The sequence below is a fragment of the Fulvivirga imtechensis AK7 genome, from assembly GCF_000331535.1.
Taxonomy (GTDB): domain Bacteria; phylum Bacteroidota; class Bacteroidia; order Cytophagales; family Cyclobacteriaceae; genus Fulvivirga; species Fulvivirga imtechensis.
Window position 1 is genome coordinate 1 of sequence record NZ_AMZN01000025.1, and the last position, 18,326, is coordinate 18,326.

At 39.8% G+C, this 18,326-nt stretch carries 4 protein-coding genes; all 4 read right to left on the reverse strand.

Features of this window, described 5'->3' with window-relative positions; genetic code table 11:
* Nucleotides 1-10,298, reverse strand: a 10,298-nt coding sequence (locus tag C900_RS07460) for a hybrid non-ribosomal peptide synthetase/type I polyketide synthase (protein ID WP_040496073.1), incomplete at its 3' end; no start/stop codon positions are given.
* 39 nt (nucleotides 10,299-10,337) lie between these two features.
* Nucleotides 10,338-15,359 carry a non-ribosomal peptide synthetase gene (locus C900_RS07465; RefSeq protein ID WP_009579113.1) on the reverse strand — a complete coding sequence of 1,674 codons (5,022 nt, stop codon included), beginning with the start codon at nucleotides 15,357-15,359 and terminating at the stop codon, nucleotides 10,338-10,340.
* Between the two features lie 36 nt (nucleotides 15,360-15,395).
* Nucleotides 15,396-17,279, reverse strand: coding sequence for an asparagine synthase (glutamine-hydrolyzing) (gene asnB / locus C900_RS07470; RefSeq protein ID WP_040496074.1), 1,884 nt, complete (start codon nucleotides 17,277-17,279; stop codon nucleotides 15,396-15,398).
* Between the two features lie 91 nt (nucleotides 17,280-17,370).
* Nucleotides 17,371-18,273 (reverse strand): TauD/TfdA family dioxygenase, encoded by a 903-nt coding sequence (locus C900_RS07475; RefSeq protein WP_157493935.1) that lies wholly within the window; start codon nucleotides 18,271-18,273, stop codon nucleotides 17,371-17,373.
* Nucleotides 18,274-18,326: the final 53 nt, after the last annotated feature.

The following is an 18,326-nucleotide window of genomic DNA, read 5'->3' on the forward strand; positions in this document are numbered from 1 at the left end:
AGAAGTTGCTCACGCTCTTCAAAGGATAAAATATCAATCTCTGATACGCGTTGATTGTAATTTTCAATTTGTTCAATTACGGTAGCCAAGTGGTCTTTCATTCCCTCTATTGTCTCAGCACTAAACCTATTGGCATTGTAGTCGAAATTTATATTAATATTATCACCTGGCATTACAATAAGAGACAAATCATAACTTGTTTGCTCAAACACTTCTAAGTCGACAACTCTACCTGTTCCCTTCTCCAGATCCATTCCTTCTATTTCATCAGTAACCGGGTAGTTTTCAAAAACCAAAATGTGATCCACTAGAGCTGCTCCCCATCCACTGACCGCCTGTATGGTAGATAACGGCAAATAATGATACATCTCACCCTCTGTTGCATTCCTTTGTACTTTTTCCAATAAATCCTTGATCGTATCATCCTCATAACTGATTCTTACAGGTATGGTATTGATAAACAGTCCTACCATATTCTCAATGCCATCCAGTTCTGCAGGTCGGCCTGATACAACCGAGCCAAACACAACATCATTGGTGTTGTTATACTTGGCTAATAAAATTCCCCAGGCACACTGTATGATAGAGTTTATAGTAACACCGTGAGTAGCTGAAATCTGTTTTAAAGAATTTGTCTCTATTTCATCCAGAATCAATGACAATGTATCTAGCCTGAAATTTTTAGATTTTGGCTTATTATAAGGAGGAGATACCAGATTGCTGTATCCGGCCAAATAATTTTTCCAGTAATTGACTGAAGCTTCTTTATCCCTTTTTTCTAACCAGTTAATGTATCTTGAATAAGGCTGCACGGCCGGTAGGGAAATTTTTCCTCTATCAAGAAAATTCTGATAAAGCAAGTTGAATTCATTTACTATTATACTCACACACCATCCGTCCATAAGTATATGATGAAAACTCCAGATAAACTCATAATCCTCATCTCCGGTCTGATACACCTTCACCCGCATCAATACATCCTTACTCAACCTGAATTTCGCAGACCTGTCGAGTTCACGATATTTTTGTACTACAGTCTTTCTATCACTTTCTAATACTTCTTCTCGTATATCCTGAAAGGAAAAATCTCCTTTTCTGTTACTCAGCACTACCTGAATAGGACGGTCATATTCCTTGTGAAGAAATATTGTTCGAAGAATATCATAACGGCTCATAATTTCATTCAGGCTATGCTCAATGAAAGTGATGTTTATCTCTCCACAGAGGCGATAACTTAATTGATTAAAATAGTGTTCTGCCTGCTCGTCTAACAAAGCATGAAACAACAACCCTTCCTGCATTGGCGACAAGGGATAAACATCTGTAATTTTAAACTGATCCTGCAAATTGTCTAACTGAGCCATACTAAGATCATTAAAGGTAAGGTCTGATGGTGTAAGCACCTTTCTGTCGTAGTTTGAACAAAAGTCGATCAAGGACTCAAGCGTGCCTTCGTAGGTTGTCATGAACCCATGTATCGTGGCTTCCTTATATTGGTTATTACTATAAGATAGTTGCAGGTGCAACTGCCCTCCTGTTATCATACCTACTATATCCCAAACGTACACCCGTTCCTCTCTAACTGATACAGTATTTCCTGTCGCCTCTTCAGTCACCTTATAAATACGGTCTTCAGTATCACTATCAAACTGCCCCAGGTAGTTGAAGCTGATGATAGAACCTTCCGATGAAACTATGTCTGAACCCATGTATTGACCGATTAAGTAATCAATTCCATTATTTGGAATTTTCCTTAAACTCTCCTTAACCGTTTTAATTAGCGACAACAGTCCGTCCTCAGCGTGCTCTAATAGTACCGGATAGATACTGGTGAACCAACCAACTGTTCTACTCACATCTACTCCTTCTAAAATTTCTTCACGCCCATGCCCTTCCAGGTCAACACGTAATGCTCCTTGTCCGTAATGTTTCTGTACGCTCAACAAAAAAGCCGCAAGCAGGATATCATTGATTTGTGTGTTAAACGGTCTATTAACTTGACTCAATAACTTATTAGTTAATGCTTTGTCAAGTATAAAACCTTTAATAGCAATATCACTTGTAGTATTGGTTCCTTCAGGATAATCTTTTGTTATAGCTATCTGCGGTTTATCTAAAATTGTATTCCAATAGAAAACTGACTCACTATACCGGTCACTCTTCATGTAGTCTTGAAGTTTAGTTGCCCATAACAAAAAGGAATCAGTCTTTTGAGGAAGAGTGAGTTTCTCTCCACTCCTTATTTGTTTATACAATGTTTCAATGTCATCGAAAAGAATTCTCCAGGAAATACCATCAACGACTAAATGATGTATCACGATCAGCAACCGGCTACCACTAACCAGATCAAACAGACCCAGCTTCATCAGCGGACCTTGTTCCAGGTTGATACTCGATTGCAACTCGTTGCATACCGTCATGAACTGTTCTTCAGTAAATTCTTCATTTGTCAAATCCCATTGCATAATTGACAATGGATAATTTAGGCCATGATTATACTGACCGACTGTACCTTCCGAGATCTTATAGGTTATCCTAAGCGCATCATGGTGAGATTGTATTTTAGTGAAGATTTCTCTCACATCTGCTTCGGTGACCTTTTCAGGAAAGCTTAGTAACACTGCCTGATTGAAGTGATGCCTTGCCTTTAAGGGTCTCTCGAAGAACCAATGCTGAATCCCTGTCAATGGCACAGAGCCGGTAACTGTCTCTTGCTTCTTACCTTCACCTACCTGAGCTTTTAGCACCAAGGATAGAGACTGTATGTTTCGACATGTAATGATGTCTTTGACAGTGAGTCTGTATCCTTCACCCTTCATTCTTGAGCATATTTGTATTGATCTGATGGAATCCCCTCCTATTGTAAAAAAATCATCTGTAATGCTCAGCTTCTCCTTACCTAATACTTTAGCCCAAACATCACAAAGTATTTGTTCCTCTTTAGTTCTTGGCTCCACATAATCTTCCTTGGTTGCTGCTTCCGGTTCGGGTAATGCTTTGTGATCCACTTTGCCATTTGATGTCAATGGCATATTTTCCAGCCTTAGGTATTGATTAGGCACCATGTATTCCGGTAGTTGCAGTGCCAGATGCTCTTTGAGATCTTCTGAGTCCACTGGTTCTTTGGCTACATAGTAGCCAACAAGGAAACTGTCTTCTCCACCTTCTTTAGTAACCACCACTGCGTCCTGCACTTTCTCATGCATTGACAGTTGGCTCGCTATCTCTCCAAGTTCTATTCTGTAGCCTCGTATTTTTACCTGATCGTCCACTCTCCCCAAAAATTCTATGCTCCCATCAGAATGCCATCGAGCAAGATCACCCGTCTTATACATCAGTTCACCATTACTATACGGATTTTCGATCAAACTCATTCTTGTGAGTTCCTCTGAAAATATATAGCCTTTTGTAACTTGTGAACCTGCAATATATATTTCACCTGCCACTCCTTGTGGGCAAACCTGCAACTCGCTATCCAATATATAGATCCTGGTGTTTGGTGCTGGCTTACCTATTAACACACTGCTTCTTTTATTATCTTCCTTGCGATTAAACTTATGTAAAATACAGCCAATAGTAGCCTCAGTAGGTCCATATTCGTTATATATTTCCAGTGACTTACTTCCTCTATCCTGTATGGTCACCGCCAAATCAGTACTTAACTGCTCACCTCCCACTACAAAACGTTTGACATGAGTCAGATCCAAATCCATTTCCTTTATCATTCTTAAATGGGCTGGTGTAAGCTTTACTACATCAACACTCCTGTTGGAAATTACGCGCCTTATAAGTGCACTCTGTTCCTCTGCTTTGTATACATGCAAATGGTTACCACTCACCAATGGTAAGAACATGGAGGTTATAGTAAGATCAAATGAGATGGAACTAAACAGGGCCATTTGGCATTTCTCATTTCTAATATATGTATCCCTGGCCCAACTGAGGTAGTTAAACAAAGAACCATGAGTGATCATAACACCTTTCGGATGTCCGGTGGAACCTGAAGTATATAATACATAGGCCAGATCATCAGGTGTGACCTTCGGCAAATCTATTTTCTGCTCAATGGAATTCCATGTTAAAGCCTCTAGATCCAGGATATTTTCAGGAGGAAGATGCTCTGAAATATCTGTAACAGCTTTTAGTAGTTCTGATGTAGTAATAAGTGCCTTTAACCCACTGCTTTTTACCATATAATTAATACGAGCCGAGGGGTAACTCTTATCTATTGGCACAAAAGCAGCTCCTGCTTTAAATACGCCTAAAACGGAAACCAATAGCAACTCAGAAGGTTCCAGTAACACCCCCACAAGGTGATCAGAATTTATACCCATGGTCTTTAGTTGTACAGCCACTTGGGTGCATTTTTCATCCAGTTCCTGATAACTTAATGCTTTCGGAAAAAAGGAGACGGCTGTCTTATTTGTATTTATAGAAACCTGCTCAGTGAAGAGATCAATGATTGTTTTGTCTGAAGAATAGTCAAATGTAGTAGTATTAAATTCATAAAGCAGCTCATGATGCTGTTCCCTTGATAAGATCTTAATTTGAGAAATTTGCTGATCAGGATCTTCTATTATAACCTTCACAATACGCTGAAAATAAGATACAAATTTATCAATTGTACGCTCAGTAAATAAATCTGTGGCATACTCAAAATCGAGGTACAGCATCCCATTTAGCTCTCCCACGGTTAGTTCAATATCAAACTTGGAAACATCACGAGTGTAATCGTATGGCTGAAGCTTCAGTCCGGGAATAACCAGTTCTTCCTGTTCGAAATTTTGAAACGTAAGTGCTACATCAAAAAGTGGATTGCGGCTGGTGTCTCTTGGCAGGCTCAATTCTTCTATAAGTGCTTCATAAGGAAAGGATTGATTCTCCAAACAAGCCAACGTCTTCTTTTTTACTTCAGATAGAAACATTCTAAAAGTTTTGTTGCCTTTAGGAAAGTTTCGAATGGCTAAAGTATTTACAAACATGCCCATAATGTTTTCAAGATCAGCATGATCTCTCCCTGCAACGCCAGTGCCAACAGTCACATCGCTTTGATTGCTAAGTTTAGCAAGAAATACATTTAGGATCGAAAGCATTGTCATAAATAAAGTGGCTCCCTCTGCTTCACCAAGTGCCTTTATTTTCCTGGTATCTTCCTCCCCGATCAAAAAAGATTTGTTGCTGCCTTTATAAGATTTCGTGACAGGACGGGGATAGTCTGTAGGGAGTTCCAGAGCCGTTGCATATTCGGCAAATTCTTGTTTCCAAAAATCTCTTTGTCTGCCAAAATACTCCTGCTGTAGTAAGACCCATTCGGAAAAGTCTTTATAGTGCAGTTGAAGCGGTGGCAACTGTACATTACTATAGTAATCCATAAAATCACGAATGAGTACCCCTTGCGAAACACCATCCGTCACAATGTGATGCATATCCACCATTAGCAAATGATTTTCATCGGATAACCTAATCAGACCTGTGCGTAGCAATGGAGTTTGGCTAAGATCAAATGGTCTAATGAATTCTTGAATGATAGCCTCTGCTTTTTCTTCCAATGCCTCAAAGTACGCGATCTCAAAATGAACATTTTTTTCAACTGTTTGTACAGGCTGCCCGTCTATCATATGAAAAGATGTGCGTAAAATTTCGTGACGATCTATGAGCTTTTGGAAAGCACCGATCAACTTATCTTTATCTAGTTTTCCTTCCAGCCTAAGTACCTGATGTACATTATAAGCCCGTGAAGTATTATCCAATTCATAGAGAAAATAGAGTCGCTTCTGTGAAGGAGACAAGATATAGTGGTCTTTTTCCAAAGCAGGTTCAATCGGATCTTTTGATACTGATTCAAGCTCGTGTGATTGTGAAATGAACGCTGCCAGACTTCTTATAGTTGGTTGGTCAAAGAAATCGGAAAGAGATAGACTTATATTCATCTCTCTACTTATACGGGCATTTAATGTCAGCGCCTTAAGTGAATCCCCACCTATTTCGAAGAAATCATCATCTAATCCAAAGTCTGTCTTTCCAAAGAAATTCATCCATGTTTTTAACAGCTTTCTCTCTGTATCTGAAAGTTCCTGATCTTCTAACTCATCAACCTGTACATCTCCTAACGTCCGCCCCCCTTCACTCTGTGTTATCTTGCTGACCCAACCATCTAATCTCGTTTGAAGATCTTTAGTGGATACCACCAACTGAGGCAGGGCCTTTAACGAAATGAGACGTTCAACTACTGCGGGAAGCTCGTGCTCGTTGATCATTTCGCTCCACTCCTCTTCAAAATTTATACCATCAAAGTTTATAGAAATCCAATTCTTTAGTAATCCATGTCCTCTTAATATGCTGGTAAAAAAATCCATGAAGACACTAGCAGAAGCATACCCACCAAATCCAAGTCCTCCAAGAATAGCAGCCAGTGATGATGTTAGGAGGCAAAAGTCCAATTCCTTGTCTTTCAATACTTCATGCAATACAAACAATCCATCTACCTTAGAGTGAAATTGCGTTTCAAAATCAGCTTTTTCCAACTTGTCAAGTGAGTTTATCGAAGGGCCACTAGTAACACCGGCTGCATGAAAAACACCATTTAATTTACCAAACTTCACTCCCACTTCTCCTATAACCTCGGAAAAGCGATCTGCACAGGAAAGATCGCATTCAAAATACACCACTTCACCCCCTTCACTTTCAATTGAGCTAATCTTTCTTATTTTTTCTTTAATCCGTTCTGAAATTGTATTGCTTTTTAACAAATCTGGCCAATCAGGTCTCCGCGGCAGACGCTCTCTTCCCAGTAATACTAACTTTGCCTGATGGTTTCTTGCCAAGTATTTAGACATGGTATAACCAAATCCGCCTAATCCGCCTGTAATAAGGTAAATACCCTGTTTCCTGAATACCTGATTAGAAATTTTGTTTTCCACAGATAGCATGTCATAGTGCCGGGTCCATCGGCACCCACTTCTATAGGAAACTATTTTCCCCGGCACAGGATAATTGACCTCCGTAAATATTTCCTGCTTAAACGAAGCATTCGTTAGCTCTGATATAGAAATGTCTATCTGCCCGGTAGTGATTGTCGGATACTCCTGCCCTATTACTTTTAGCAACCCAATGATCGCAGAGTTAGGAATTGATGAGATTTCTCCCGGACAAGTAATGTTATACATCCCTGCCGTCAGTACTACAATCTCCTTCAGATCACTTCTGAATTGCTGTGCTAACTGAAAGGTGTGCATAAGACCAAAAAAATTCAAATCCCTGGGTCTCAATTTCTCAAGCGGGCTTGCTGTTTCCTCAGTAACACTCAAGCAATATACAATCCTATTTGGCAAAAGGTTAATAGTTGCTAAATGATCAAACAACTGAGCAAATGATTCCTTGTTTTCAGGGTCAACTTCATAAAAATCACCGGCCGTCTGACGATATTTTTTACCGGCCCTTATACTTATCACTTTCTCTCCACGCTGTCGGTAATTTTCAATAATTGATTCCCCAGCTCCGAATTTATCTTCAAAAACTATTGTACACCATCCAGCTTCCAAACCATTCTCCCAGGGAATGACTGATGAGAGCTTCCATGTAGGTGTATAGTACCAATTATCGATAGGATTGCGTACCAAAGATTTATCAGTGATCATCCCTTCAATCATACGTTCAGGATCTACGTCTGCAGCATAAACAGACCGATCAAAAGTATAGGTTGGAAGCGACTTGACATGACGCGTTTCATGTTGGTAAAAGCTTTCCCAATCCAGTATAACGCCATGTGACCACAGTTTACCCAGTCCAGTCAAAATACCCTGCAAACTGTTGTTTCTCTTCGATTGACCATTGATATTAATTACTACATGTCCTTCTTTTCTTAGGTTACTGGCCCCTACAAAAGATCCTAGAGCCCTTCCGGGACCAATCTCTACAAACAATACTTCTTCTTGCCTCATGATCTCACTTATACCATCTGAGAATCTTACGGTTTGGCGAAGGTGATCGACCCAATACTTTGGATTGCAAATTTGTTTATCTGATGCCTTTTTTCCGGTAAGATTGGATATAAAGGGTATTTCCTGGGGCTTTAGCTCTACCTGCTTTACTACCTGCTCAAAATTATCAAGAATATCATCCATCATGTGCGAGTGAAAGGCATGGGAGGTCTGAAGTTCCTTGCTAACGAAGCCCTCCCGTTCTATAGTTTCCTTAAATCTTTCCACGGCTGTAAAAGGACCGGAAATCACGCAGGACGAATGACTATTGACCGCAGCCAGCGACACCTGAGGGTGTTTTTCCAGGTAGAGGGCCAGTTTGTCTTCGTGAATCATAACACTTAACATGTTACCCTTTGACATCTGTTGCATTAGTTCCCCTCTCTTCACTACTAATTTCAGGGCATCTTCCAAGGAAAATACTCCTCCCAGACATGCTGCTACATATTCACCTATACTGTGCCCAATCATAATATCCGGTCTGACTCCCCAACTCATTAACAGACGGGCCAGTGAGTATTCGACTATAAACAGTATGGGTTGAGTATATTCAGTGTCATGAATCCGATTTTCTGACGCAGAAAAAAGCACTGATTGAAATTTTTTGGATGAAAACATCTGAACAATACTGAAACACTTGTCGACCTCCTCTCTAAAGGTAGGTTCACAGGCATATAGCTCTGCGTACATATTGTTGCTTTGAGCTCCTTGTCCAGGAAACATAAAGGCAATTGTATTTTTACCTTTTGATCCAACTTTGAAAGCTTTTTTCTCATCAAAAACTGAAAGTAATCTTATGGCTTCATCCCTGTTATCACAAACGAAAATCGCTTTTTTGTCAAATGTGGACCTGCATGCATTTAAGCTATAAGCCACATCAGCCAGCTTTTCTTCAGGATGTTCTTCCAGGTGTTTTTGCAACTTTTTTATATTACCTCTTAAGGAGGTAATTGTTTTAGCTGATAGGGTTAATAGCTGGTAAGGTCTGCCTTCTGAGGAAGGCTTTCTGTCTGGAGCCTCCTCTAGAATAACATGGACATTAGTACCTCCTATGCCCAAAGAACTTACACCAGCCCTTAAAGGATAAGATGATGATCTCCATGATCTCAACTGAGAATTGATAAAGAAAGGAGAGTTTTCAAGTTCAATATTGGGGTTTGGTTTTTCATAATGCAGTGTAGCCGGTAATTGACGGTTTTTTAAAGCCATTACAACCTTAATTAGCCCTACCACACCGGATGCAGCATCCAAATGTCCAACATTTGATTTTACCGAACCCAAAGCGCAGTATTGGTTATTTTTGCTACCGGAAAGTCGGAAAGCGTGACTTAGGGCCTCAATCTCTATAGGATCGCCAAGTTTAGTACCGGTACCATGTGCTTCAACATAACTAATGGAGTCTGGTTCTATTTTGGCATTTCGAATGGCTTTAGAAATAACTTCTACCTGGCCGCTAACACTTGGAGCCGTATAACCCACTTTTTTATTTCCGTCATTGTTAATAGCAGATCCTTTGATAACAGCGTAAATATTATCCTGATCTTTCAGAGCATCTCTGAGACGCTTCAACACTACTACTCCGGCTCCCTCACCAAATATAGTACCCGAGGCTTTATGATCGAAAGGACAACACTTACCATCAGCAGATTGTATATGACCGTCCTCATGTAAATAGCCCTTCTTAGAAAAATTATTAACCGTAACACCACCGGCCAAAGCTATCTTGCACTCACCAAGTAATATACTATTGCATGCTTGATGGATGGCAGCCAAAGAAGAAGAGCAGGCTGTCTGCAGAAACATAACCGGCCCTCCAAGATTCAGCTTGTAGGATATTAGCGAACTAAGAAATGTAATCCCGCTTAACTGTTGCGCAGACAGATCGTCTATGGCCTGATCCTCAGCACCCTTTAGTAGGGCATATAGTTTCCAGGGGAGTCTGGGTGACCCACTGGCAAAAAGGCCTATCTTCTCGTTTTTACTGTTATTTGAATAACCACTGTCCTCCAGGGCTTCCCAACAGCATTCGTGAAATAATCTAATCTGTGGGTCCATCACCTCTGCTTCAGCAGGCCTGTAGTCGAAGAAAGAAGAGTCGAAATACTTCTTATTCTTCAGGTAAGATCCAAACTTTACGTAGTGTGGGTTTTTGATCATCCTTTCACTCTCCCCTGCTTCGAGTAATTCTGCATCACTAAATTCTGCAATAGAGTTTTTACCATCTATCAAGTTATTCCAAAACTGCTGAACATTGTCCGCCTCTGGGAATCTGCCTGATAAGCCGATAACAGCTATTTCCAACCCTGTGTAGTTATCCATGTCTTTTAATTTATTGCTTTACCTCAAGTTTTTCTCTGGTTATCGCATTTTTAGTAACTCCAGGGTTTCATCCCTTATATCGGCTTCCTCTTTTGTACGGGTCTCCATGGCCTTTGTATTCTGCAAAGTGCCATCAAGCAGTTGTGCCAGAGATGATATAGTAGGGTTGTTAAAAATACCAACAATGGAAAATTTGATATGAAAATTCTTCTTCAGCTTATTAGCCATGTATATCACTTTGAGTGAATCTCCACCGAGATCGAAAAAATTGCGGTTGATGCCTATTTGTTCCTTGTCCACTTTCAATACTTCACTCCAAATCTCTACCAGAGCTTTTTCTGTTCCATTGGATGGTGCTATATATTCTCCCAAATTAATCTCAGGGTCAGGCAGTGCATTCCGATCCACTTTTCCATTGGATGTAAGCGGCATTTTCTTCAGATGAACATAGAAAGTGGGAAGCATGTACTTAGGCAGACTTTTTGACAAATGACTCTTGATATCCGTAATTGAAAGCTCTTCCTCTGAGACATAATAACCTATCAAATATTGGTCTTCTTCTCTTTCACTAGCCAGTACTACTGCATCTTTGATCGCTTCATGCGTGGTAAGCTGACTCTCAATCTCACCTAGTTCTATCCTGAAACCACGGATCTTTACCTGGTGGTCTATCCTGCCCAGGTATTCAATGCTGTTATCAGGCAGCCAGCGTGCCAAATCTCCGGTTCTATAAAGTCGCCCGCCTGTCTTATAAGGATTGGTTATAAATTTTTCTGAGGTCAACTCCGGCTTGTTCAAGTAGCCTCTGGCTACTCCAGCTCCTGCTACATACAGTTCTCCTTTAACACCATATGGCTGAACACGGAGGAAATCATCTAACACAAGAACAGCCAATGTAGGCAACGGTCTGCCTATAGATTTACTATTATTGATTATGTCACTATCTGTAAGTTCCTTATGAGTCACATGTACTGTCGTTTCAGTAATGCCGTACATATTTACAAGAGTTACTTCCGGGTGTCTTTCCCGCCACGCTCTTAGTTGAATTGGCTGTAATGCCTGTCCACCGAAAATGACGTATCGCAACGCCAAGGAGTTTTTTGGATGATGCTGCTCCTCTTCCAAAAGCTGATAAAAGGCCAATGGTGTTTGGTTTAACACGGTTACTCCCTCTGTTTGTAGCACATGAAGAAAAGCAGATGGATTTTTGGTTATATCTTCAGGAATAACTACTGCTTTACCCCCGTAAAGCAGGGCACCATAAAGTTCCCAAACTGCAAAATCAAAACTGTAAGAGTGAAATAAGGTCCAAACGTCTTTCGCAGTAAAATCAAAAGGAGTTTGTTCGTTGAATAGTAAACGAACAACATTTTCATGTTCTATCAGCGCCCCTTTAGGTTTGCCAGTGCTTCCCGATGTGTAAATGATATAGGCCAAGTTGTTAGACATGATCTTCCGACCTGGATTACTACTCTGTCTACTATAGCTTTCCGTGTCGTTTAGGGAAACTACACTTGTATTTGTTACCCGCTCCATTATCTCTTTTAAAGCCAGGGATTCCATATTGCTTAGGACTAACTTAGCACCACTATCCTGGAGCATATACTTAATTCTTTCATGCGGATAGCCAGGATCAATAGGTAAATAACAGCCCCCCGCCTTCAGTATTGCTAACATGGCTACCACCATCTCCGTACCCCGTTCTACGAGCAAAGCCACCGGTTCCTCCTGCTGAACACCTTGTGTTATCAGGTAATGGGCTAACTGATTTACCCGAGTATTCAAACCCCGATAACTCAATGATTGACCTCTAAAGACTAATGCCTCATTTTCAGGTGTTTTCTCCACCTGTTCTTCAAACAGACTTACAATCGTCTCTCCTTTTGGATAATCAATCTCGGTCTCATCGAAACTCATTAACAACTGTTGGCGCTCATCGGCAGATATAATATCAATCTCAAATAGCTTCTTATTGACATCTGAAACTACTTCCACCACTATTTTGTTGAAATAAGCAATAAACGAATCGATAGTATTGCCTTTAAATAAGTCAGTGCAATATTCAAAATCAAAATGCAATTGATCATCGTATTCAGAAGCTGTAAGAGTGAGGTCAAACTTGGACATGTTTTGTCCATTATCATAAGGTGTGATTTTAAGTCCCGGTATTATTAGCTCCTCCTGCTCATAATTAGCAAAATTAAACATAACATCGAATAAGGGGTTTCGACTCGTTTGCCGGGGGCCATGGATCTCGCCAACCAGTTTTTCGTAAGGATATGCCTGGTTTGCAAAGCACTTCAATGTCTTTGCTTTCACCTTTGAAAGAAAGTCGAGGAAGCTCAGATCTCCCTTTGGATGGTTACGCATCGCAAGGGTATTTACAAACATACCTATTACACCTTCCAAATCCCGATGATACCTTCCTGCTATAGAAGTCCCAATGGTAATATCCTCCTGCCCGCTTAATTTATTTAAAAGTATGTAATAGAAAGATAATACCACCATAAATATGCTAGTATCAGTTTGATCTGCCAATTTTTTTATGGCTTTGCTTTCACTCTTACCCAATGAAAAATATTTACTATTTCCATTATAGCTTTTAATTGCCGGCCTGGGAAAGTCTATAGGCAGATCCAGCGCGATTGCCTCCTCCTCAAATTCCTTTCTCCAGAACTTCCTTTGCCCCTCTAATAACTCTCTCTGCTCAATATCCTGCTGCCAATTTGCGTAGTCTTTGTATTGTAAACGTAATGGCGAGAGCTCTTCCCCTTGATATAAGGACATAAAATCTCTGATCAAAACTCCATGAGATATACCATCCGTAATAATGTGATGCATATCTATCATTAATAGATGCTCCTGATCCGCAAATTTGATCAAACCTACTCTGAATAAGGGTGCTTCACTCAAATCGAAAGGACGAACAAACTCATGAATTACTCTATCGGCATTATGCTCTTTGGCTACAGTGTAGTGAGCAATTGAAAATGAAAGCTCTTCATTAATTTTTTGAACGGCTTCCTCATCAATTATTTCTATGGACATTCGCAAGCTTTCATGCCGGGATATTAATTTCTCTAATGCCAGTTCCAATTTTTGGATATGAAGTTCTCCCTCAAGCTTTACCACCTGGGTAATGTTATAGGCCACAGAAGTATTGTCGAATTCACTCAAAAAGAATAATCGCCTTTGTGAGGAAGAAAGAGGATAATGAGAATTGGGATCTGCTTTTTTTATATCACTTAAAATGAACGGATTTTCATCAGTCGGGGCTTCAGGTTGTATATTAACACTATCTGACGCTCGAAGCTTCTTCTCTATCAGTCTTGCCTGCTTTTGAATGGTCAAATTCATAAAAAGCTCTGCTAACGCCACACGTATGCCGAATTCTGTAAACATACGGGGTATTAATCGCATCATGCTTAAGGAGTTTCCACCTGCGTGATGAAATTTTTTGTCTGTAGAAATAATATCTGCATTCAATATTTCTTTCCAAATGCCATGTATCTTTTTTTCAAACTCATCGGCAGGCTGTATTATATGTTCAGTCTTTTTGCTTTGAAGCAATTTCATATAGTCAATTTTCCCATTGCTCAATAGGGGAAATTTATCAACTATAGTGATGCTGGATGGAATCATATAAACCGGCAGGTGATCTTTTAAGTGCTGTTCTATCTTCTCGCCAACGTCAGCATGAGCCGCACCATTTTTTACAACAACGAATGATATAAGTAAGTCAGCTTTTTCATCATATCCGACCACTGCATTTTTTACCCATTTAGATTTTACAAGAGTACGTTCTATTTCGTCCAATTCTATCCGTATACCCCGGACTTTTACCATTCGGTCCTCCCTTCCCAAGAGATCTATACTACCATCAGGCAAGACACGAGCCCTGTCTCCGGTTTTGAAAGCTATTTTCTCGTTGGATGTTCCCTGGTTTAGCTTTATGAATTTTTCTGCAGTAAGCTGAGGTTTATTGAGATAACCTTTGGATAAATAGTTGGAGATCACGTACAGATCACCTGTGATAAGATGGCGGCAGGGCTCATTTTTTTTATCCAGTACGACCATTTCTGTGTCTGCAATAGGCTTACCAATAGAAATCTTAGCTTTCGATACATCGTAAGGTTGAATTGGATAATAAGAACTGATCATAGTTGCTTCAGTAGCACCATATAGATTGACCAATTGTACCCTGTCCTCAAAAGCTTCATACCACCGTCTCAATTCAGAAGGCACGATCTTTTCACCTGACATGAGCACATACTTCAAATCCATAAAATTCCTTTCCGACAAACCTTCTTCATTGAAAATCCGAAATACACTTGGTACACAATGGATAAAGTCAATCCGCTCTGAATCTATCCACTCCCGCAGCTTGTTTGAGGTAAAGAAATCATCCATTTTTGGGGGAACACAGATAGTTCCACCACTCATTAATGGCACAAAAACGTCTCTGAGAAACGCATCAAAATAAGGTGATATAAATTGACTAAAGCGATATCCACACGGAATCTTGAATGTATCTATTTCCCACTGTATGAAGTGCCATAAACTGCTATTTTTTCCTATTATACCCTTGGGCTCCCCTGTCGACCCTGATGTAAAGTAGATATAGAGATCGTCATCCTCGTGATAATCTATACCCTGTCTAACCTCACCTTGGTTTTCTTCTTTTAAAATATTCGCGAGCGAAGTGGTGAAAACAGCGTTGGGTATATTTACGGTTAGCCTTACTTCTGACGTTAGAATCGCATCCAACTTGGCATCACTTACAATATGAGAAAAGCGCTGCCGCGGTAGAGAAATATCCAATGGCACAAATACACATCTTGCCCTGACCACGCCAACCATGCACACTATCAAATCAATTATGTCCTTAGTGCAGATGCCAATTTTAGATTGAGCGGGTAATCCATACTTCAATAAATATGCAGTAATTTTATCTGCCCGCTCAAGAAGTTCTAAATAAGAAATCGATAGGTCATTTTCTTCAATGGCAACACGGTCTTTAAAATTACCTAATGTTTTCCCTAAATTTTGTTGTGTAAACATTTGTTGGTTGGTTCAGTATTAAGATACTTAACTTTATTACGATAATGCCGGGACCTTCTTTTCAAAAAACTGTTCTAAAAATATTCCAAAGGTTATAACGATGATCAGGAGATCAGTTTCGAACGGAACATTTAGGAAAAATCCATCCTGGCTATATTGCTTTTTAAGTCGTTCTATAAGATTTGGGTCAAAAAAACCCTGCCTTTTAATGGTTTCGTAAGAAAGAATATCGTTAATATATTCAATATTACGTTGTAATAAATATGGGCTTCCAGGAGCCACGAATCCGAACTTCTCCCTTTCCAGTATCTCTCTTGGCACACTCTTCTCAGCGAGTTTCCGAAGAATGTACTTCTCCGTGAAATTGTTCAGCTTAAACTTTGAAGGAATTGTGGTAGAAAATTCTACCAGATCTTTATCCAAAAAAGGATACCGTACCTCTACAGAGTTAGCCATGGCCATACGATCCCCGTGATCCGATATCAGATGATCTACCAACCGAAGTTTGTAATCCATGTAGGATCTTTTATGTAAAGTATCCCTTTGCAGGAGCTTTTCCTTCTTTATTATAGGATATTCCATACAATTAATATCTTCAAAAAAAGCCCTTAGCTGGTTAGAATACAGACTTTTTTTCAACGCTGTCAAATCCTGAAGGTTACTTTCATAAAAAAAATCACCATCACCCCACACGTGACGTCTAAGATTGTATTCTTCCTGCGATAGATTATTACTATCAGATAATCCCTCCTCCCTCATTTTGTCAAAACGATACCCAACATATCCGGCAAAAAACTCATCCGCTCCCTCACCTGATAGAATCACTTTTAACTGATTATCTCTCACTGCCTGAGAGAGGTGAAGCGAAGCGGTATTGTAGGTTTCCTTTATTGGGCACTCACAGTGATAAACGGCATCATGTAATCGTTCACTAATGTCACTATAGTAAAAAGTCTTCTGGTAGAGGCTGGCATGAGACTTTTCTGCTGCTAAATTTTGATATTTAGCTTCAGAAATTTGGGAATCCGGGAAGTCAATAGAGAACGCTCTTCTGATACCTTTACCTAAAAATTGGTCCACTTTCATAGCTATCATCGAGCTATCCAGTCCTCCGCTAAGGTAAAAACCTGTGGGGACGTCCGCTCTAAGACGCAGCTTAACTGCATTCTCAAAATGGTATCCAAGCTCCTCCACATATTCAGCTTCACTCTTAATCTTCACATCATGGTTATGCTGTTCGTAAGGAAGATCCCAATATTCCATGTCTGTAATTTTCGCCTGGTCATCTACAAGTAAAAAATGACCATTTTCCAAGCTATGAATATTTCGAAACATAGTCCTGGGGCTTATCAGTCCCGGAAAAGAAATTATTTGGTCAAGTCCTACTAAATCCACCTCGGCAGCAACCAAAGGATGCTCTAATATAGCCTTAATCTCCGACCCAAAAATAAAAGTATTTTTTACGAAAGTGTAAAAGAACGGTATTATACCCATTTGATCTCTGGCGCAAAACAGAACATTTCTCTTTTTGTCATAAAGAGCAAAAGCAAATTGTCCATTAAGATCATTTAAGAAATCTGTACCTTTTTCTTCGTACAAATGAATGATTACTTCTACGTCAGAATCTGTGGTAAATAGATGACCTCTTGACTTCAGGTTCTGTTTCAGTTCAATGTAATTAAAGATTTCCCCGTTGCAAATAAGCACAATGTCCTTACTCTCATTGTAGATAGGTTGCATGCCATTCTCTAAACCAATGATACTCAACCGTGTGAACCCAAAAGCAACATTATCAAACATCAATGTATTTTGAGCATCCGGCCCCCGATGAATAAGTTTACTATTCATTTTTTTCAGAACTAGATGATCTTCAAAGGACATTCTATTGCCGTATTTCACGAATCCACATATACCGCACATAATTTGATGGGTTTAAATTGAAATAGAGACGCTTTCTCTGGACCTTATTTTAGAATCTAAAGTTCATTTTGATCTTTAGACCTTTGTTCATTTATATTTGAAATTCGCAAGGTTGCGCCATAGCTGTAAGAATGGTTCTTTCCCCTTCGAATGGGTTTCTGCCATGAGAAAACATCATGTTATCCAAAAGTAAGAAATCATCTTGTTCCCATTTAAAAACAATTGAATTCTTTTCATAAAAATTTCGGAACTCTTGCACCACAGCATCTTCAATGTTGCTGCCATCACCATAGTACGTTACGAATGGTAGGTCTTCCTCATTAAAATAATCTAACACCTCTGGATCATAGTGGGCTTTAAAGCCAAAATACAAGTGGTTAAACCACATCTCTTCACCAGTAATTGGGTGATTCTGGACAGCCGGCAGAACCCAACGCACTCGCAAATGTTCATCACTAAGCCAATCATATTCAAATCCATTTTTTTCCAGATACTGATCAACGGCCTCGCGGTCATCCGTTTGATAGATGGTTCTCCAATCAAGGCCGACTCCTGGAATGCTATTTCGCAAATACTGAATTTTCTTTTCCCGAAACTTCTGAACGGTTTCTTCTTTTAGGTTTGTCAGTATCTTTCTCTCATCTGCAATAGGTGTTTCTCCATTAACTGCCGGAGGTATTAGGCAGTAAAAGGCAATGATCCTATTGAAAGCAAGTGAATAAGAATTTTCCGTATGCATATGGATGACTTGATCTTTAGGATGGCTAGTAGATGTATATACATTATTGTAAACTTGCTCTCGAGGAGATGTGCGGTTCTTATATTCCATAGGCTCCCCAAACAAACCCGAAAAAGCTTCATTAAATCCTTCAGCCCCTCCAATATCAAACCCTCGTAAAAGTACTGCACCTTGAGTTAGCAGGAGTTGATTTATTTGATCTTTGTGGTCTTTTATCCACTCACTACCTATTTTCCCGCTTCTGGGTTTTACCAAAAATGGTTGCTTTTTTGAAGGCATAAAGATCTCTACCTCTGTGCCCAAATTTA

Bases quoted from the DNA above. Each gene is read 5' to 3' on its own strand.
- C900_RS07465 (WP_009579113.1), bottom strand. From the start codon at position 15,359: ATGTTTACACAACAAAATTTAGGGAAAACATTAGGTAATTTTAAAGAC.
- asnB (WP_040496074.1), bottom strand. From the start codon at position 17,279: ATGTGCGGTATATGTGGATTCGTGAAATACGGCAATAGAATGTCCTTT.